This is a genomic window from Daejeonella lutea, assembly GCF_900168015.1.
In the GTDB taxonomy this organism is placed as follows: domain Bacteria; phylum Bacteroidota; class Bacteroidia; order Sphingobacteriales; family Sphingobacteriaceae; genus Daejeonella; species Daejeonella lutea.
Map to the genome: position 1 here is coordinate 1183586 of NZ_FUYR01000001.1, position 19496 is coordinate 1203081.

Consider the following 19496-nt stretch of genomic DNA (forward strand, 5'->3'; position numbering starts at 1 on the left):
AGCATATTTTTACAGCGCGGCAAAAAAACGACTAATATGTGCGAAAGAAAAAGGGAACGGTATGGAATCTGAGATTAGAACAACGAGAAGATGCTCGTCTCCCGACCTCACTGAGGTATATAAACCACGTATTTAGTTTCGAAATAATCTTCCTTGAAATAGTTGGTAAGGGGAATAAGTGTGACATCCAGTTTAGATTCTTTGATTTCATCAGTTAAATCGCCGCCTTTTAAATAAAGTATACCATTCTGAATGTCATTTACGGAATCTTTGAGGAATTTCCCTTTAATCCATGGATAGAATTCGGATAGTCGGGTTACTGCGCGCGAAACAACAAAATTAAATTTATCATTTATCTGTTCAGCCCTTGCATGCGTGGACACTAAATTTTTCAAGTCGCTGGCTAAAGCTACCTCGTTGACTACTTTAACTTTCTTCCCGATGGAATCGACGAGGTGGAAATGAGTATCAGGAAATAGAATAGCAAGCGGAATACCTGGAAACCCTCCACCAGTCCCGACATCAAGAATCTTTTCCCCTGGGAGAAAACTTACTACTTTAGCGATCGCCAGCGAATGGAGAATATGGTGAAGATATAGCATGTCTATATCCTTCCTGGAAATCAGATTGATACGAGAATTCCAGAACCGATAAAGGTCATCCAGTCCAGCGAACTGATCTTTCTGTTTCTGAGTCAAATCCGGGAAATAATGGAGTATTAGTTCAGAAGTCACTTCGAAGATTATTCTTTTTCCGGTTCATAATATTTGCCAATAAATCACGGGCGCGAAATAACTGTGCTTTAACGGTACCCAGTGGAAGATCCAGCTGCTGTGCAATTTCTTCATAGCTTTGTTCTTCAAAATATCGCAATACTATCAAGGTACGGTATCTCAATGGCAACTGCTCGACAATGTTTTTAAGCTTTTCGTTTTCCTGCTTCTTAATAGAATTTTCTTCTGGATTTAAGCTCTCAGACCGTACTTCAAAATGCCTCTCCTCGCCATCCTGGTCGGTTAAGGTATTTAATGAAACGACATTCAATCTTTTCTTTCGGATGAAGTCGATACAATTGTTTGTAGCAATCCGAAAAAGCCAGGTGCTGAATGCAAAATCAGGTTTGTACTTCTCCAGGTTTTCAAATGCCTTACCAAAAGTTTCCACCGTAAGATCCATCGCATCGTCCTTATTATTGACCATTTTCAGTGCCATAAAGTATATCGAGTCTTTATAACGCTGCATAAGTTCTGCATATGCCTTTTGGTCGCCCTGTTTAGCCCTGGAAACTACATGAAAATCATTCTTCGCATTCGGCGAAAAGTTAGGATTTATTTCCATTCCAATCTTTTCTTAAACAAGGAAACAAAGCTAAGAACCATTATATAAAGGTAATAAATGAAATCTAGAATGGGCAACCACCAGATTAAGTCGGGGTAGCTCAGCTTTCTGAAGCAAGGTACATAAACAAATAACTGTACTGCAAGGCGAATCAAATAAATTGATAAAATCAGCCACCATTGTGCCTGAATAACTATCAGTGCGAAAAGAAGAATGTAGAAAAGAACTCCTGATCCAGCCTGCAAACTTAGAATCTGTTTATGCCTTAACTGATAGGCTTTACCAGCACCCTGGTGCCTGATCTTTTGATTAAAATATCCGCCGTAGGTATGCTTTGGTTCCGACCAGACTTGAGCATCCGGATGTATTTCAATGCTTGTATTTAAATCACTCGCATTCTGATTTACAAACAAGTCGTCATCCCCTGAGAGAATATGCATATGGGAAGCGAAACCTTTCCCCCGAAAAAAAAGTGATTTTTTATATGCCAGGTTCCTTCCCACTCCCATGTATGGCATGCCTGATAACGCAAACGATATATAGTTTAAAGCAGTTGAAAATGTTTCAAAACGAATAATCTTGTTCAACAGGCCACCGGTAGACTCATAGGGGGAGTATCCAAGCACTATCTCTGTGTTATCTCTAAAGTGTCTTTGCATTCGCGAAAGCCAAAATTTGGAGGCAGGGCGACAATCGGCATCCGAAAAAATCATATTCTCGTTCTTACTTGCTTTTATACCAAGCGTAACGGCAAATTTTTTCCCATGCTTAAACCTGGGGTGATCACTGAGGGTAACAACTTTCAAATTCGGATGAACTGCAGAAAGATCCCGCAGATACCAGTCGGTGCCATCATTCGAGCAATCGTTTACAACGACGACCTCGAAATCGGGATGATCTTGTTCGAGAAATAGGATAAGGTTTTTCTGTAAATTGTTTAGTTCGTTTCGTGCACATATAATTACCGAAACCGGGCTTTCGATAAAGGATTCAGGCTCAGCAATTTTGTATGTTGCTAACTTCCTGTTTATTACTATTAAATAATATAGTTGGATTAAAAAGCAAATTTGAAAGGCAATTAAAACAATTATATACAAATAGTCCACGCGAGAAAATATCTTTATTAAGGAGGTAAATTTAGATAAAAGAGATGAGAAATGAGATTCATCCAGTTACTCGCATCTATTTACTATTTTTGCCGGTCCTATAAACTATTGAATGAAGTTCAAGCTTGAAGTTACCGATAGCCATACCAAGGCACGTGCGGGTGAGATCACAACTGATCACGGCGTAATTCAGACCCCGATTTTTATGCCCGTTGGTACGGCAGGTTCTGTGAAAGCGGTTCATCAGCGGGAACTGGAAAATGACATCAAAGCTCAGATAATTCTCGGCAATACTTATCACCTCTATTTAAGGCCTGGTCTGAGCACCTTGGAAATGGCAGGGGGTCTTCACAAATTTAATGGCTGGGAAAAACCAATCCTTACCGACAGCGGGGGTTACCAGGTTTATTCTTTATCTGGGGTTCGCAAGATAAAAGAGGAGGGTGTCACCTTCCGATCCCATATTGATGGCTCCAAACATTTGTTTACCCCCGAAGGTGTTATGGACACCCAGCGTATTATCGGGGCGGATATTATTATGGCTTTTGATGAATGTACTCCCTACCCATGCGAATATGGATACGCCCGACGCTCGATGGAGATGACGCACCGATGGCTGAAACGCTGCTGCGACCATTTTGATCAAACTCAGCCCAAGTATGGTTATTCTCAAACCCTTTTCCCGATTGTACAGGGTTCAGTGTACAAAGATCTTCGAAAGCAGTCGGCAGAAATGATAGCCTCTTTTGAACGAGAGGGTAACGCAATTGGTGGTCTGTCTGTCGGTGAACCGGCAGAAGATATGTATGAAATGACGGAAATAGTGTGTGATATCCTTCCGTCCGACAAACCCAGGTATTTAATGGGCGTAGGAACACCGGTAAATATCCTTGAGAATATCGCGCTCGGAATTGATATGTTCGATTGCGTAATGCCCACACGCAATGCCCGTAATGGAATGCTTTTTACTAAAAACGGCATTATCAATATAAAGAATGAACGATGGAAAAATGACTTCTCACCTATCGAAGAAGACAGTGATTTATTTGCTGACAGAAATTACAGCAAAGCCTATCTCCGGCATCTTGCACATTCAAATGAGATTTTAGGCTCCCAGATAGCAACTTTGCATAACTTACACTTTTATATCTGGCTTGTTTCGGAAGCCCGGGCGAAAATCATTGAAGGAACATTCAACGAATGGAAAAATAAGATGGTGAAACAGGTTGCTCAACGCTTGTAAGGATGATTAAGATCATCGACTGGTACATCATAAAAAAGTACCTGGGGACATTCATTTTTACCCTGGGTATCTTTACCGTGATCTTCGTCATTTTTGATGTTTCAGAAAAACTAGATGATTTCCTGAGGCACGAAGCACCTCTAAAAGAGATAATATTCAGCTATTACGCTGGGTTTATTCCGTATTACCTTAACTTCCTTTCTCCGCTTATAAACTTCATCGCAGTAATTTTTTTTACAGCCAAGATGGCGGATCAGACGGAAATCGTCCCTATTCTCAGTGGCGGTGTCAGTTTTCGTCGTTTCCTTTGGCCGTACTTTGTAGCCTCAACGGTAATCTTTATTGTGACCCTCGTTTTTAATCTCTTTATAATACCCGAAACCAATGGCTTAAAGATCGATTTTGAAAATGTGTATGTAAATCCCAAATCGGATAATTCGAAGATGTACACACATATGCAAATTGATTCAAACACTTATGTTTATATTGAGAATTTCGATAATACTAATCGAGTCGGCTACAAATTTACCCTGGAAAAATATGAGGGTTTTAACCTGAAGGAAAAACTGACAGCTGACAAGATCACCTGGGATTCCGTGAAAACCAAATGGGCTATCGAAAACTATTCTTTACGCACCATCCAAGGCCTGAAAGAAGAAATGAGTTCTGGTTTGAGGAAAGATACAACTCTTGATATGCGCCCCAAAGATTTCCAGATCTATGATAATATCTATCAGGCAATGAATATGCGGGAGTTGAACGTGCGTATTGATAAGGAAGAGACCCGCGGAACGGGTGTGATGGTTGATCTTCAGCTGGAGAAGTACAAGCGTTTCGTGTATCCATTGTCGGCCTATGTACTTACTTTGATGGGCGTTTCACTATCCTCACGAAAAGTAAGAGGGGGTATTGGTCTTCCGCTAGGAATCGGGATATTTCTGAGTTTTGCCTATATTCTGTTCATACAGTTTTCCAATATGTTCGCCCTTAAAGGCGGACTTCCCCCTATTATTGCCGTATTCATTCCTAACATCATATTCGGAATATTGGGTGTTTATCTGTTAGCAAAAGCTCCAAAATAAGTTTAGTGCTCCAATGGACGGGAAGTCAAGAGTATCAATTTTGGAAGCTGACAATGGCTTTCGGAATAAAATCATTACAGCATGTTAAATAAAACTTTACCTCTCAATAAAAACCTGGTGATCCTGCACCTCACCGTTTTCGTGTGGGGCTTTACCGGGATATTAGGGGCTTTAATTTCTATCCCGGCCACCCAGCTCGTTTGGTACCGTGTTCTCATCGCCTTCGTCACACTATTTGCCTATTTCAAGGTGGCTGGAGTTCCACTTAAGGTTTCAAGAGTAGTGTTCCTGAAGCTATTCTTTACAGGGGCAATCGTGGGATTACACTGGATTCTATTCTTTCAATCAATTAAATCATCCACCGTTTCGGTAACTTTAGTATGCCTTTCATCACTCACCCTGTTTACGGCGATATTAGAACCACTGTTTAAAAAGCAGAAAATTTCACTCTTTGAAATCATAACGGGACTGATTATAATCTGCGGTATTTACATGATATTCAAGTTTGAAGCGCGATATACTGAGGGTATAATCCTCGGTCTGTTGAGCGCCCTATGTGCCAGCATCTTCTCAATCATCAATTCAAAACAGATCCAAAATAGGCCCGCACCGATTATAAGCTTCTATGAGCTCATAGGGGCCTGGGTTTGGATTTCTATCTATTTATTTATTTCAGACGGTTATACGGCTTCTATGGGCCTCAATTTTCAAGACTTAATGTATTTAGTCCTACTGGGAACGGTTTGCACGTCCCTTGCGTATGTAGCCGGCGTGGCGGTAATGAAAGAGTTATCGGCATTTAGAGTGGCACTAATCACGAATCTCGAACCGGTTTACGGGATTATTCTTGCTTTCATTTTCTTCGGAAAACGAGAACAAATGACTCCTGGATTTTATGCTGGTGCCGTCATAATCTTATGTGCCATCTTTATTTATCCGGTCATCAAAAACCGAAAGAAAACAAACTAACCTCAAACCTAAACGGTCAGAATAAAATCACAATTATACACTAAGGTTAATTTTAACTCCAGCAGATTTCAAGAAAAAAAACACAAAGATCTAGTAAATAGAATGGGCTGAATTACTTGGTTCTTATAAAATATTTTAATCAGTTCCCTGCCCGGATAACTTTCATTTCGATTATAAATTTTCTCGTGCATATGTTGTTTCATACTGGACATTACAATTCATGAAACAGATAAAAAAAATTAGGATTATCTCGGTCAATTAGCTGACCATTTTCGAGCCCATAAGATTAGCCTGACAAGCTCAAAAATCGAGTGGATGAACGACGGTTTTTTCCAGCCAACAAATTCTCATCGACCAAGAAAATCTAGGTCGGAATAAAATCTCAGATAGAAGTCACCAATCAAAATTTTATCCGTTTAAGATTTCGTATTTTCATACAATGAGGATCGGTTAAGAAAAATCTCGTTTCCAAAATTTCAGAGTACATGCTTTGTCGAGATAAGCGCCCTTTTTGACATTATTTTACAAATTTTAACGACTGGTCCAAAAACTTACATATTATATAAGTTATTAATAATGAGAAATTTAATATACTACTTATGAAGTATAAATATATGATTTCAATTGAACGGAAGAATATAAAAACTAATTTAATTAGCACCACCCTGTAATGAGATTAAATAGATCATTTAAACAATTATTAATCAGTCTATTTACAACGTCTATATTGTTAAGTAGTTCACCATGGGTAAACGCACAGATTTTTGATAGTGCACAAAACCGCCCTGGTATAAAATGGATGCAAATTAACACTCCTAACTTCCAAATCCTCTACCCTTCTGAATTCAAAACCGAAGCCATGAGAGTGGCAAACACGGTCGAACATGTCATAAAAAGTGTCAGTAAAAGCATGGGCAAAAACCCGAGGAAAATCACAATCATTCTGCAAAATCAGGGTGTGGTTTCGAATGGCTTCGTCCAGCTTGCACCGCGTCGTTCGGAGTTCTTCACCGTACCTCCCCAGAACTTCGATATGCAGGATTGGCTTAACAGCCTGGCCATCCATGAACTGCGTCATGTGGTCCAGTTTGACAAGCTAACTGGCAACTTGAAAAGACCCCTATTCGAAGAACTTGCCCTGGCAATTTTTGGCATTACCCTCCCGCCCTGGTTCTTTGAAGGGGATGCTGTTGGTATCGAAACAGCCTTAAGCCATGCGGGTCGAGGCAGGCTCCCAGATTGGGAGATAATTTTCCGAACAAATACACTAAGTGGAAAGAACTTTTCGTACTCAAAAAATTATCTTGGCTCATTCAAGGACCTTACTCCCGGCTATTACCAGCTCGGATATTTTATGACCAGTAAACTTAAACGCGACTTTGACAATGGCATAATTGACAGCCTGATGACCGACATGTCGCGACACCCCTTTCGTCCTTATAATCTAAGCCGGTCATTGAAGAAATATACTGGGAATACAAGTCGCAAGCTTCATGATATAACTGTAGCAGAATTAAAGCAGCTTTGGGGAGCTCAGGCCTATAAGGAAGATCGTGAGCAATATCCGGTACTCAACAGCCGTACAGGGATGGCACCCGCGGATTATTTATTGCCGGTAAAGATCAATGACGGTTCTATCTTGACGTTGAAAAAAAGCCTGGATAAAACTCCCGCCATAGTGAAGATTGCAGAGGGTGGGCAGGAAATTGAAGTAATAAAAATCGGCTACCAAACTGAAAGTAATTTTAGTTATCGAAATGGAAGGATTGTGTGGGACGAACTTCGGTATGATAAGCGCTACCAAAAAAGTTCATATAATGTAATTAATAGCATTGACCTGTCGACAGGAAAATATAAGCAGCTTACCCATAAGAGCAGATTATTCTCCCCTACCCTCGCGCCTGACGCTAAACGTATCGCAGTCGTACGGGTCGACTTAAGTAATCGATCAGAAATTGTAGAAATTGATGCTGAGAGTGGAAAAGAACTTAAGGTCTTTACAAGCCCAGGTGATTACATCTTGCAAACTCCTTCTTATAGCGAAGATGGAACAAAGTTGGTGTGCGTTGCAATAAATCAGACAGGTGCTTCATTGTTAGAATTTAACACGACTGACGACTCTTTCCGGATACTCCTTGATTTTCATTATCAACAACTCAGCCGACCCGTGTATGCCGGGGATGACATTATTTTCAGAGCACATTACAATGGCATCAACAACATTTACTCACTGCGCCCAGGAGGAAATACTGTACAGCTCACATCTGCCCAATACGGGGCGGCTAATCCATCTTACGATAAAGAAACCAATTCTATCCTATTTAATACCTTTCAGAGCAAGGGTTATGATATTTCTTTAATTCCTCTTAGTGGTCCGACATTACCTCTTTCAACAATCAAGAATTCCTTTATTAATTATGCCCAGCCTATCATCAAGCAGGAATCAGATTCAAGTATTCTTGATAAAATTCCCCAGAAAGAATACCCGATAAAAAGCTATAAAGAAATTAACAACCTTTTTTACTTTCACAGCCTTGCGCCTATCCTTGAAGACAACGAATTCAATAATGACCTAAATATCGGTATAAAACTAAAATCCAACAATCAACTGAACACCCTTGATTTCTTTACTGGCTATCAATTTAATTATGCCCTTAGAAAAAGTGAATACCTGGCTGGCCTAAAATACAGGCGCTTCTATCCGGAATTAGGGCTTAAGTACATCAATCGTGCGCGGCTTGCCTATTCCCCCCAAACATCGGGCGGAATAACCACCCTAATACCGGTCAATTGGAGAGAGAATTTCGCTGAAATGGAGGTAAGGATCCCCGTTGTTGCCAATCGCCTGAACAAGACATATGCTATGGGTGTCAGCGCACTCAGCAGCTACACCTCCAGGTACGAGGTAAGCAACCGTCCTCCCCGCTTTGCCGATAAAATCAGATTTCCCTTACAATATCAATTTTACTTCAGCCATAACACACAACGCAGTTTAAGGGATCTGGCTCCCCGGTGGGGCCAAAATATTAACATCTCTTACCAGTCACTACCATTTGACAAAAATTTAAGCGGTGACGTTCTCCGCCTGCAAACCTCTTTCTTCACGCCTGGACTGGCAACAAATCACTCGATACAAGCCAGCTTTAACTATCAAAACACAAGTGGCATATACCAGTTCAACAACGACATTCCAAGAGTGAGTGGATATACCCATCTCAGGACCCAATTTGTTAGAAACACGCTTCTTTTCGATTACCGGCTCCCACTTTTTTATCCTGATGCCGAGATTGCTACCTTGGCTTATATCAAGCGCCTCCGGGGTGACATTTTTGCAGATTTTGAGAATGTAGGAAAAGGCAATCCGTTCAGACCAGCATCTTATGGTTTCGAATTAAATGCAGATATGAATATCTTACGATTCTACCTTCCAGATTTCGCTCTTAGCGGGAAAGTGATTCTTATTAACAGCCAAACTCGCCCCTCGACGATATTAGAGTTTGGGTTTAATTATAACTTGTAGAATTATTGCAATTGCAATTGATGCAGTAAAAAACGATATTAGAAGCATCTAACTTATCCTAATGAGTTTCAAGACCATCATCATAGTCATAATTTCAGTATTAGTTACCCTTGTTCTAATGAATAACACCGACGAAGTAGATTTCTGGTTGTTTGGCGACGCGCGTATTCCCAAATTAGCAATCCTGGGATCCATGTTCGGTTTAGGTCTTATTGTAGGTTTTATTCTTGGTAGGCCGAAGAAGAAAGTGGTTGAGGAAACATATGACGATAACCAAAATGATATCAAAATTATCCGGGACAATAATCACAACGATTTAAGTGATGAGGATCGGGAATACATCAGGTAATCAAGCCTCTTCAACAACTTATAAGCTATTATGATAAAATAAGATGCGAAATTAGTGTATAATAAAGTATACACTTTTTACCCGGAATACTAAAAATAATAGCCGTAAGCGTACAACTCTCTGTTTATAAACCCACAAATGGGTAATTTCCGTCCAAACGAACAGTTGGTTCATAAATTGTATACTTCTCATCATTGAAACTAACTAATTATGAAAAGGGCGTATACACGAGTTAAAAGGTCATCAAATTTTAAAATGAGATTATTCTGGGTCTTCTCATTTTTGATCCTATTATCAGTATTTATCAATTCATGCAACCCAGCAAGTTTATAAAAATTAGCGGCGCACATCAGGCTTTGAAACAGGAAAAATCCTGCATCTAAATTCAAAGCCTGCATAAGCGCGCACCACTCTTTCAAAGGGGATAAAGATAATTTAGTCCGAGAAGATCTTCTTTCTCACTCCCATTTTCCCGCATAAAGTCTTCAGAACGAAAATTATTGGGTAACACTCTCAACTAATTCTGTCCATTCTCGCACATATATTTTTTGCAGTAATTCTTTATTTCTGCAACATTTGTGTAAATTACCTCATCATTAACATTTAAATCCTGTTTTATATGAAAAAAATCTCTACTCTTTTTTTACCCATCCTGCTATTCATAGCCTTTGCAGCAAATGCTCAGGTTAGGGATATCAGCGGTAAAGTTACCGTAGCGGAAGACGGATCAACTCTTCCAGGGGTGAGCGTAAGGCTTAAGGGTACAACTGCCGGCGCAACTACAGATGCAAATGGTATGTATCGTATCCAGGTGCCCAATAGCGGCGCAGTATTAGTATTTTCCTTTATCGGTTTTACACCCAAGGAAGTTACTGTCGGCGGACAATCTGTAGTCAATGTTGCGCTTTCTGCGGATAGTAAAGCACTTGAAGAAGTTGTTGTTACTACCCAGCTTGGAATTGCAAGGCAATCAAAATCCTTGGGTTATGCTGCACAGGGAGTCAATTCAGAGGAATTGAACGTAAATCGCCAGTCTAACCTATTGAATGCACTTCAAGGTAAGGTTGCGGGAGCAACAATCTCAAGTGTAGGTGGCGGTCCGGGTCAAGGTGCTAACATTCGTATACGGGGTATCAACTCCATCGATGCATCAGCATCTAACGAACCTTTATACGTAATTGACGGAGTTCAAGTAGATAACTCAACGAACTTATCCGGAGCTGGCTCTGGTGCGAATGTTCGTTCTGTCGGTAACCGTATCTCGGATATCAACCCTGATGAAATTGAATCCATCAACATCCTTAAAGGAGGTGCAGCAACTGCACTTTACGGACTCCGCGGAGCAAACGGTGTTGTGGTAATCACTACCAAAAAAGGAACTGGTACAGGTATCCGTACAAACTTCACCAGTACTTACGGATTTGAAAATGTGAACAAGACTCCGGCGGTTCAAACAGAATACACTGCTGGTATCCTTGGTGTTTATACTCCGATAGGTTTAGGCCCGGCTTGGGGACCAACTATTGCAGAAGCGAAAGCAATCGACCCTACACACCCTGACAAATTGTTTGAAAATTACAAAAATGCTTTTGATACTGGCTCTCAGATCAGAAATACACTTTCGTTTACCGGTGGTTCAGAAAATGTGAAATTCTTTTCTTCATTGTCGCAATTCCATCATGACGGGATGCTTCCGTTCACAGATTACAAAAATCTGGGAGCACGTCTGAATACTGATATTACAATCAGCCCGAAATTGAAAGCAGGCGTAAATATGAGTTTTACTAACTCAGGAGGTTATCGTTTTGATGCCGACCGGTTCGGAGAGAGCTTAACATATTATTCTGGCCGCTGGGATGTACGTGACTACATCACCCCTGAAGGTATCCAAAGATATCGGGGAACGAACAACCCCATATTTGGTGCAGCAACAAACCGTATGAAGGATAATGTAAACCGTTATATTGCTGGCGCTAACTTTACCTACACCCCCGCTAGCTGGCTGAACTTTAATTACAGACTAGGGGTTGACACTTATACCGATAACCGCTTCAGAACCGCTCCTGGAAGGACAGGCTTACCTGGTGAACAAGTATACGACAATGGAGATGGTATCGTTGGAGAATACAATACTGGTTACCGCGCGATAAACTCAACTTTCCTCGCTAATGCAAGCACGAAACTTACTTCGGATATTACCGGAACTTTAAGACTAGGTTTTGAACTATATGACAGGAGCCAGAAAAACTCAGGTATTCTTGGTACAAACCTGAGTATTTATAATGATTTTAGACTGACAAACGCGAAGGTTCTTGATCCTTCGCAAAGCAGAACTGATTATCGTTCGAACGGCTTTTTTGGAGAAGCTAACTTTGATTACAAAGATTTCCTTTTCTTGTCACTTACGGGAAGACAGGACATCACTTCGACCCTTTCACCAGAAAACCGCTCATTCTTCTATCCATCAGCAAGTTTGAGTTATGTATTCTCGGATAATGTCAAGCTCCCTGAATTTATTGGACAAAGTAAACTAAGATTATCGTACGCCAGAATAGGTAAAGATGCTTCTCCTTACTCAACATCTACAGGTTTCGGAAACTATGGTAGTTTACCTACAGGTACTACCGGTTTAACTATAGCTTCGAATCTTGGCGATATCAATCTTAAACCAGAGTTTACTGACACATATGAGGCAGGGTTAGAAATGGCTTTCTTCAATAACCGTCTAAGTTTTGATGTTACGTATTATAACTCTTTGAGTAAGGATCAAATCACTCGTGCTCAGATCACGTCTGCCACTGGCTATGTGACAGCATCAATTAATGCGGGAAGTATAAGAAACAGGGGTATCGAATTAGTTTTGGGTGGAACTCCAATTCAGACTACAAACTTTAGTTGGGATGCCTCACTCAATTTCTCAGCGAACAGAAACAAGGTTATGAGCCTGAAAGAAGGTTTAACTGAGATCGTTTACGGTGCAGGTACTGGGGGTTACATCAACTCCCCAGTTACTTTTAAGCTGATACCTGGACAACCTTACGGTAACATCTACGGTTCTTACTACCTGAGATATTATGGAACTGATAAAGAAGATCCTGTTTATACAGATAAAAATCGTCCTTTACTTATTGGAGCAAATGGGTTCCCTATCTCTTCGTTGACAAAACAAAAACTGTTGGGAAACTCACAACCAGACTGGATTGGTGGTTTGACTAATAATTTTACTTACAAACGTCTTACGCTCTCCACCATCGTGGATGCTCGCTGGGGATTTGAGAAATTCAACAGGCTTGAAAACTTCAATTCTGCATTCGGAATTGCTGACTATACCAGAAACAGAAGAGAGTTCAAAGTTTTTGAGGGTCGTTTAGCCGATGGTACGCCAAATACTAAACAAGTTTGGTTAGGCCAGGCAACTGGTCCGGATGGGGTTAACTATGGTGAAGGTTATTACAGGTTATATCACAGGTCGTTGTCAGAACCGTTCGTACAAGATGCATCCTGGGTTCGCCTGCGCTCTGCAAGCTTACAATATAACTTACCGACAAGCTGGTTGCCGTCGAAAGCTATCCGTAATGCCTCTCTTTCTGTTACAGGAAACAATCTTTGGCTGCACACCGATTACTATGGTTTAGATCCGGAATCACTTTCAGCTGATAGCGGAAGCAACGTGGATGGTTCTGCGGGTATGACTTATCCTGCTGCGAGAACCTTCTTATTTACTTTAAATGTTGGATTTTAATCATAACGATAATGCAAAAAATATATAAATACACATTCATACTAGCAACTGCTGCAGCTTTAGTATTTCAAAGTTGCGGTAAGGAATATTTTGACGAATTGAGTGCTAATCCCAATCAGGTCAATGTTCCCACGCTACCAGCACTTCTGGCAACTGCCACGAGCAAAGCCGGCTTACGTACCTACGACGCAGGAAGCGTTATTAATCCATATGTACAATATACAGCCAACCCAACTGCTGGCGCTGCCAGTGATATTTATGAAACAATAGATTTCACAGGCACCTGGGATGGAATGTATTTCGCTATGGCCGATATCAACGAGATGAAAAAGCTTGCAATGGCTCAGGGATCAAGTGAGTACCTTGGAGTTGCAAACCTTTTAATCGCTTACCACCTGATCATAGTGAACAACTTCTGGGGGGCTGCACCCTTTTCTGAGGCATTCAACCCAAGTAATTTCACTCCCAAATATGATACAGATCAGGAAATCTATGCAACGACAGTCAAGCTTGTTGATGATGCAATCACAGAGTTGACGAAAACGACTGCTACGGTAAAATTAGCAGCAGGAAGTGATCTTATTCACCAGGGCGACAGAGCGAAATGGCTAAAGACTGCTTATGCTATCAAAGCCCGCCTTTTAATCAAGACCAGTAAGACACCAACCTTCAACGCAGCGGCGGTTTTAACGGCATTAGGGAATTCTTATACTTCAAACGCTGATGATGCTGGAATGGCAACATTTCAAACTCGGAATAACTGGGCAACAGTTTCAAGAAATAATGCCAGTCTTACGTTAGGGGGATGGTTGTCTGAACAATTCATCGATCATTTGAACGGAACGACTTATGGTTTATTTGACCCAAGACTCCCAAAAATTACGGAAGCAACTACAGTTCCTAATAATGCAACCTATCCTAAATGGATCGGAACTGTTAATGGTGCTGGAAACAGAAACAATCCGCCTCATAACAACACAGTGAAAGATGAAAACTACATTTCTTTCCTTTCGCCGTGGACAAATGATACGGCACCGATCCTGCTGGTTACCTACGCTGAGCTAAAATTCATTGAGGCTGAAGCTGCTTTCGCAACTGACAAGCCAAGAGCATACGCAGCTTACCTTGCCGGGATTAGAGCTAACATGGATAAACTACAGGTTGCCACTGCCGACCGTGATGCATACGTTGCAGACCCACGGGTTTCTGTTGGTGCAACGAACTTAACTTTGGCACTAATATTTAAAGAGAAATATGTAGCTACATACCTCAATCCGGAAGCATGGAATGATGCCAGAAGACACAATTATGGCTACAAAGATTTCGGGATGCCTTTAAATGCTGTATTACCTACATTCATCAGAAGATTGGATTACCCAATTGGTGAAAGAAGCAAAAATGGGACACAGGTTCCAGCGGCAACAGTTCGTACTACCAGACTTTGGTGGGATTTATAAACGTGCTATTATAAAATTACAAGCCTCCCGAACTCTCGGGGGGCTTTTTTATGTACCAGATACTTATATTCGATCTTTTAACATATTCTAAACCTGTTTCTAATGATAAAAAATGCATCGTTCCTGGTGTTACTGTGCTTCAATATTTTAAGTTCCAAAGTATTCGCACAGACATTTTCCGTTGAATCCGTCCTGGCCTACCCTTTCCCTACTGAGCTTATCAGCAGTCCTTCAGGATCTAAAATTGCCTGGGCTCTGAATGAGCAGGGACGACGGAATATTTATGTTGCCGAAGCGCCGGAATTCACTCCCAGAAAGATAACTGAGTATAATAAAGATGATGGGCAGGAGCTCACCAGCTTAAGCATCTCAGCGGATGGAAAATGGGTAATTTATGTCCGCGGCGGCGACCATAGTGGCAGTAACTCTTCAATGCCTGTAAATGCAGCATTCGACCCGGTTGCACCAAAAGTACAGATCATGAGCATTCCTTTTGAAGGAGGAAAGACAAACATACTTGCTGAAGCAGACGACCCAATTATCTCACCATCCAGCGATAAGGTGCTGTTCTCCCGAGGTAGTCAGGTGATGTCTGTTCCTATAAATGGTTCAGCAGGTGCTAAACCCTTATTCTATGCGCGAGGCACGACCGGCTCCCTCAGCTACTCTCCCGATGGATCTAAAATAGCATTTGTATCGTCCAGGGGCGATCACTCATTTATCGGTATTTATTCCGACGAACAAACACCTATCAACTGGATTTTGCCTGCGTTTTCACGGGACAACTCCCCGCGCTGGTCGCCAGACGGCAAAAGCATTGCGTTTGTCAGGATGCCAGGACAGGGTGGAAAAACAGACTCAATTTTCGCAAGGAGGCATCAGCCCTGGACCATTTGGACCGCCGATATTACAACCGGAAAAGGGAACCCGATCTGGAAAGCACCCGAAACTCTTGAAGGTTCAGTACCACAGACTCAAGGAGGAACAAACCTGCATTGGGCAGGGGGAAACAGAATTGTTTTTGTTTCTTACCAGGATGGCTGGCCTCACCTGTATTCTGTAGATGCTAAAGGAGGAAAAGAATTACTGTTAACCCCTGGAAATTTTATGGTTGAACAGATTCGCCTCAGCAATGATGGAAAATGGCTGGTATTTGCTGCAAACACTGGACGTGATCCATCAGATATTGATCGACGTCACATTGTTCGGGTTCCTGTTGATAAGCCAGCAATGGAGATCCTTACCCCCGGCGCCGGCATAGAGGCGTACCCGGTTATAACTGCTGATAATTCTACGATAGCTTTTTTAAGTTCTACTGCGCAGCGTCCTCTATTACCTGCTGTCATGAGTTTCAATAAAGGACCGGTCAAACTCATTGGCGAGAATCTGATACCATCAAGTTTCCCTACATCACAGCTTGTAACACCAAAACACGTTACTTTCAAAGCACCTGACGGGCAAACGGTTTACGGTCAGTTATTTGAGCCTAAAAATGCAGGGTCGGGTAAAAGGCCGGCTATAGTCTATGTTCATGGCGGACCACAACGCCAGATGGTTTTGGGCTGGCACTTCATGGATTACTATTCCATTGATTATGGTTTGAATCAATATTTAGCCAATCTCGGATTTACGGTTTTATCGGTTAACTACCGGCTGGGAATAGGCTACGGTTATAAATTTCAGAGGGCTGTCAATGCAGGTGCACAGGGAGCTTCAGAATATCAGGACATTAAAGCCGCAGGAGAGTGGCTGGCTAAACAACCAAATATCGATGCAACAAAGATCGGCATATATGGGGGATCTTACGGCGGGTATCTGGTGGCGCTCGCCCTCGGTCATGATTCCAAGCTTTTCGCTGCCGGAGTCGATATCCACGGAGTAAATAACCGTTTCGCCGGATCTGCACAAAGCACCCGCGAGCCCGCGCCTGATGCAGATCTCTATGAGAAAGCTGTTATTAAGTCTTCGCCGGTTACCTATTTGGATACCTGGACCTCACCTACCCTCATCATCCATGCAGATGACGACAGGAATGTGAACTTCAGCCAGAGTGTTGACCTTGCACGTCGATTTGAAGACAAGAAGTTTGATTTTGAGTACCTGGCTATCCCGGACGATACCCATCACTGGATGAAATACTCAAATGGAGTGAAAGTTAGCGAGGTGACAGCGGACTTTTTGAAGAGAAAACTTATGAAATAGTTGAGAATGGAGAGTGGAGAATTGACTGAGCAGCATATTCTCCACTCTCAATTCTCAACTTATCAGACCCCATAAAAAACCCTATTCCCCTCCTCCAGCTCCTCCAGTTTTACCGGAGCATTAAATATCCCATATACGGAAGATCCACTGCCGCTCATCGAAGCATATACCGCCCCTGCATCGTATAATGATTCTTTGATGGACAGTATTTCAGGGAAGTGTTTCATAATACCTGGCTCAAAATCGTTGGAGATGGAGTCCTTCCATTCAGAAATATTATTTTTGATCAGGTCCTTTAAGCTTTTAGTCGAAGGAGATGGGGATATATCTCTAAACGCCGCTGAAGTAGGGATGTGGATGTCTGGCATCACCAGAACGAGTTGATAACCGCTCAGGTCTAAACGGACGTTCTCAAATTTGTCGCCTTTTTCAATTGCGTACACTGGCTGATTCCGGATAAAGAAAGGACAGTCTGCTCCCAATTGTGACGCATAGTTCTCCATCTTTTCAATACTTAGCCCCAATGTAAATTTTTCGTTCATTAGCTTGATGAAAAACGAGGCATCGGCTGAGCCTCCTCCCAGGCCTGCACCAATTGGAATATTTTTATGTAAGTGAATCTTAACCGGCGGGAGTTTTATATCATGTGATAACAACTTATAGGCCTTTAGGCAAATATTATCTTCTGGCCGGCCCGGAACGGCTATCCCACTTGAATTAAACGACAGTTCCCGATCTTCCACCACCTCTAGCACGTCTTTTATCATAACTGGATAAAACACGGTTTCCAAATCGTGATAGCCATCGCTCCTCTTTCTGACGATATTCAGTCCAATATTGATTTTCGCATTAGGAAAAGCTATCATATTCTTCACATCCTGATTTAGTTTTGAACAAAAATAGGATGCCAAAAATACATTTATTTTATTTGCAAGAGGAAGAGCGCTTCGAGCTTGCAAGCGACATCTTTTTACCGCAGACGGGGCAAACTGTATGCAAAGATCGCAAAGCTTGAATATTGCCTGATAAGCATTAGCAAGCGTCCGACATGTTACTTTGCGCCCTTTGGGATTAAAACCCGGGTGGTACGCTTTAAAAAACCTGAGACGCCAGTATATGAAACAATATCTCGATTTAATGCAGCATGTACTGGACAACGGTACTCAAAAACACGATCGCACCGGCACCGGAACTATCAGTGTTTTCGGATATCAAATGCGCTTTAATCTTCAGGAAGGATTTCCACTGGTAACTACCAAAAAAGTTCACCTGAGATCGATCATTCATGAACTAATATGGTTTTTAAAGGGAGAAACTAACATAAAATATTTAAAGGATAATAGGGTTAGCATTTGGGACGAGTGGGCCGATGAGAATGGTGAGTTAGGTCCTGTTTATGGCTCCCAATGGCGTTCATGGCCTACACCGGATGGCGGACATATTGATCAGATCACCGGTATCATAAAACAGATAAAAACCAACCCCGATTCAAGAAGAATTATAGTATCGGCATGGAACGTGGCAGAAATAGAGAACATGGCTCTTCCGCCATGCCATAGTTTCTTCCAGTTTTATGTCGCTGATGGCAAACTTAGTTGCCAGCTTTACCAACGAAGCGCTGACATATTTCTCGGAGTACCGTTTAATATCGCATCTTATGCTTTGCTTACGATGATGGTAGCCCAGGTATGCGATCTGCAACCTGGCGATTTTGTTCATACGCTGGGTGATGCTCATCTGTATAATAATCACCTGGATCAAACGAGGCTGCAGTTAAGCCGCGAACCACGCCCGCTTCCGCAAATGAAATTGAACCGGGACGTAAAAGACATTTTCGGGTTTAAGTTCGAAGACTTTACCCTCGAAAATTACGATCCGCATCCACACATTAAAGGAGCTGTTGCCATATGACAATCAGTCTTATTGTTGCTACGGATGAGAATAACGGAATAGGGAAAAATAACCAACTGCCCTGGCACCTCCCGGCTGATCTGAAACATTTCAAAACACTTACAACAGGGCATCCCATTATAATGGGCAGAAAGACGTTCGAGTCTATCGGAAAAGCACTTCCTAACCGTACTAATATTGTAATTACCCGGCAGAATAATTATGCTGCTGAAGGTGCAATTGTTGTGTCTTCGCTGCAGGATGCTTATGACCTTTGTGATGATGAAATGGAGGCATTTGTTATTGGCGGTGCCCAGATCTTTGAACAAGCATTAACTCAGGCAGACATCTTATATCTGACGGTTATACACCATGCGTTTGACGCTGATACATTCTTCCCGCAAATCAACCAATCTCAGTGGCTTAAGGCCGAAAGCAGCACCCACGAGCCCGATGAAAAGAATATTTATTCTTATACATTTATCAAATATATTAGGGCCTGAATTAATACGGATATTTCTGCTTTAAAGAATTTTTAAAAACAAAAATTTAATTAGCTTTGCCGTCTTAACCAAAACAGGCTTAAATCAATATTAGT

At 41.7% G+C, this 19496-nt stretch carries 14 protein-coding genes; 10 read left to right on the plus strand and 4 right to left on the minus strand.

From position 1 onward, the window contains the following. Positions 1-107: 107 nt before the first annotated feature. From rsmG to B5X60_RS05305, 3 genes are read right to left on the minus strand one after another with little or no spacing between them, the layout of a single operon-like run. Positions 108-734 (minus strand): 16S rRNA (guanine(527)-N(7))-methyltransferase RsmG, encoded by a 627-nt coding sequence (gene rsmG / locus B5X60_RS05295; RefSeq protein WP_079701571.1) that lies wholly within the window; start codon positions 732-734, stop codon positions 108-110. Next, the gene (locus tag B5X60_RS05300) at positions 724-1338 is read right to left on the minus strand and encodes an RNA polymerase sigma factor (RefSeq protein ID WP_079701572.1); all 615 of its coding nucleotides are present in this window, start codon (positions 1336-1338) and stop codon (positions 724-726) included. The genes rsmG and B5X60_RS05300 overlap by 11 nt, the downstream gene beginning before the upstream one ends. After that, positions 1329-2444: a glycosyltransferase gene (locus B5X60_RS05305; RefSeq protein ID WP_245803463.1), complete on the minus strand. Its 1116-nt coding sequence runs from the start codon at positions 2442-2444 to the stop codon at positions 1329-1331. The genes B5X60_RS05300 and B5X60_RS05305 overlap by 10 nt, the downstream gene beginning before the upstream one ends. Positions 2445-2556: 112 nt before the next feature. On the opposite strand from B5X60_RS05305, the gene tgt reads away from it, so the two are divergent. The 8 genes from tgt (at position 2557) to B5X60_RS05350 (ending at position 17008) form a co-directional block, all read left to right on the plus strand. Beyond that, complete coding sequence (gene tgt / locus B5X60_RS05310) at positions 2557-3687, plus strand: tRNA guanosine(34) transglycosylase Tgt (protein WP_079701574.1); 1131 nt, start codon at positions 2557-2559, stop codon at positions 3685-3687. Positions 3688-3689: 2 nt separating this feature from the next. After that, positions 3690-4769, plus strand: a complete 1080-nt coding sequence (locus B5X60_RS05315) for an LptF/LptG family permease (RefSeq protein ID WP_170878384.1) — start codon at positions 3690-3692, stop codon at positions 4767-4769. 81 nt (positions 4770-4850) lie between these two features. After that, the gene (locus B5X60_RS05320) at positions 4851-5738 is read left to right on the plus strand and encodes a DMT family transporter (protein WP_079701575.1); all 888 of its coding nucleotides are present in this window, start codon (positions 4851-4853) and stop codon (positions 5736-5738) included. 799 nt (positions 5739-6537) lie between these two features. Then, positions 6538-9258 carry a TolB family protein gene (locus B5X60_RS05325; RefSeq protein WP_079701576.1) on the plus strand — a complete coding sequence of 907 codons (2721 nt, stop codon included), beginning with the start codon at positions 6538-6540 and terminating at the stop codon, positions 9256-9258. 61 nt (positions 9259-9319) lie between these two features. Next, on the plus strand, positions 9320-9607 hold the full coding sequence (locus tag B5X60_RS05330; protein WP_079701577.1) for a hypothetical protein: 288 nt from the start codon (positions 9320-9322) through the stop codon (positions 9605-9607). Between the two features lie 619 nt (positions 9608-10226). Next, positions 10227-13349 (plus strand): SusC/RagA family TonB-linked outer membrane protein, encoded by a 3123-nt coding sequence (locus B5X60_RS05340; RefSeq protein WP_079701579.1) that lies wholly within the window; start codon positions 10227-10229, stop codon positions 13347-13349. Between the two features lie 11 nt (positions 13350-13360). Beyond that, positions 13361-14806 carry a SusD/RagB family nutrient-binding outer membrane lipoprotein gene (locus B5X60_RS05345; RefSeq protein WP_079701580.1) on the plus strand — a complete coding sequence of 482 codons (1446 nt, stop codon included), beginning with the start codon at positions 13361-13363 and terminating at the stop codon, positions 14804-14806. Positions 14807-14908: 102 nt separating this feature from the next. Continuing rightward, the gene (locus B5X60_RS05350) at positions 14909-17008 is read left to right on the plus strand and encodes a S9 family peptidase (RefSeq protein WP_079701581.1); all 2100 of its coding nucleotides are present in this window, start codon (positions 14909-14911) and stop codon (positions 17006-17008) included. 62 nt (positions 17009-17070) lie between these two features. Here B5X60_RS05350 and ispE read toward each other — a convergent pair whose 3' ends face one another. Then, on the minus strand, positions 17071-17874 hold the full coding sequence (ispE, locus tag B5X60_RS05355; RefSeq protein WP_079702316.1) for a 4-(cytidine 5'-diphospho)-2-C-methyl-D-erythritol kinase: 804 nt from the start codon (positions 17872-17874) through the stop codon (positions 17071-17073). A gap of 250 nt (positions 17875-18124) precedes the next feature. Here ispE and B5X60_RS05360 point away from each other — a divergent pair, with 250 nt between their 5' ends. Both B5X60_RS05360 and B5X60_RS05365 read left to right on the plus strand, forming a co-directional pair. Further along, a complete protein-coding gene (locus B5X60_RS05360) occupies positions 18125-18919 on the plus strand; it encodes a thymidylate synthase (RefSeq protein WP_079701582.1) in 795 nt (264 codons plus the stop codon). Continuing rightward, a complete protein-coding gene (locus B5X60_RS05365) occupies positions 18916-19401 on the plus strand; it encodes a dihydrofolate reductase (protein WP_079701583.1) in 486 nt (161 codons plus the stop codon). The genes B5X60_RS05360 and B5X60_RS05365 overlap by 4 nt, the downstream gene beginning before the upstream one ends. Positions 19402-19496 lie beyond the last annotated feature (95 nt).

Bases quoted from the DNA above. Each gene is read 5' to 3' on its own strand.
- B5X60_RS05300 (WP_079701572.1), bottom strand. From the start codon at position 1,338: ATGGAAATAAATCCTAACTTTTCGCCGAATGCGAAGAATGATTTTCAT.
- tgt (WP_079701574.1), top strand. From the start codon at position 2,557: ATGAAGTTCAAGCTTGAAGTTACCGATAGCCATACCAAGGCACGTGCG.
- B5X60_RS05315 (WP_170878384.1), top strand. From the start codon at position 3,690: ATGATTAAGATCATCGACTGGTACATCATAAAAAAGTACCTGGGGACA.
- B5X60_RS05320 (WP_079701575.1), top strand. From the start codon at position 4,851: ATGTTAAATAAAACTTTACCTCTCAATAAAAACCTGGTGATCCTGCAC.
- B5X60_RS05325 (WP_079701576.1), top strand. From the start codon at position 6,538: ATGCAAATTAACACTCCTAACTTCCAAATCCTCTACCCTTCTGAATTC.
- B5X60_RS05330 (WP_079701577.1), top strand. From the start codon at position 9,320: ATGAGTTTCAAGACCATCATCATAGTCATAATTTCAGTATTAGTTACC.
- B5X60_RS05340 (WP_079701579.1), top strand. From the start codon at position 10,227: ATGAAAAAAATCTCTACTCTTTTTTTACCCATCCTGCTATTCATAGCC.
- B5X60_RS05345 (WP_079701580.1), top strand. From the start codon at position 13,361: ATGCAAAAAATATATAAATACACATTCATACTAGCAACTGCTGCAGCT.
- B5X60_RS05350 (WP_079701581.1), top strand. From the start codon at position 14,909: ATGATAAAAAATGCATCGTTCCTGGTGTTACTGTGCTTCAATATTTTA.
- ispE (WP_079702316.1), bottom strand. From the start codon at position 17,874: ATGATAGCTTTTCCTAATGCGAAAATCAATATTGGACTGAATATCGTC.
- B5X60_RS05360 (WP_079701582.1), top strand. From the start codon at position 18,125: ATGAAACAATATCTCGATTTAATGCAGCATGTACTGGACAACGGTACT.
- B5X60_RS05365 (WP_079701583.1), top strand. From the start codon at position 18,916: ATGACAATCAGTCTTATTGTTGCTACGGATGAGAATAACGGAATAGGG.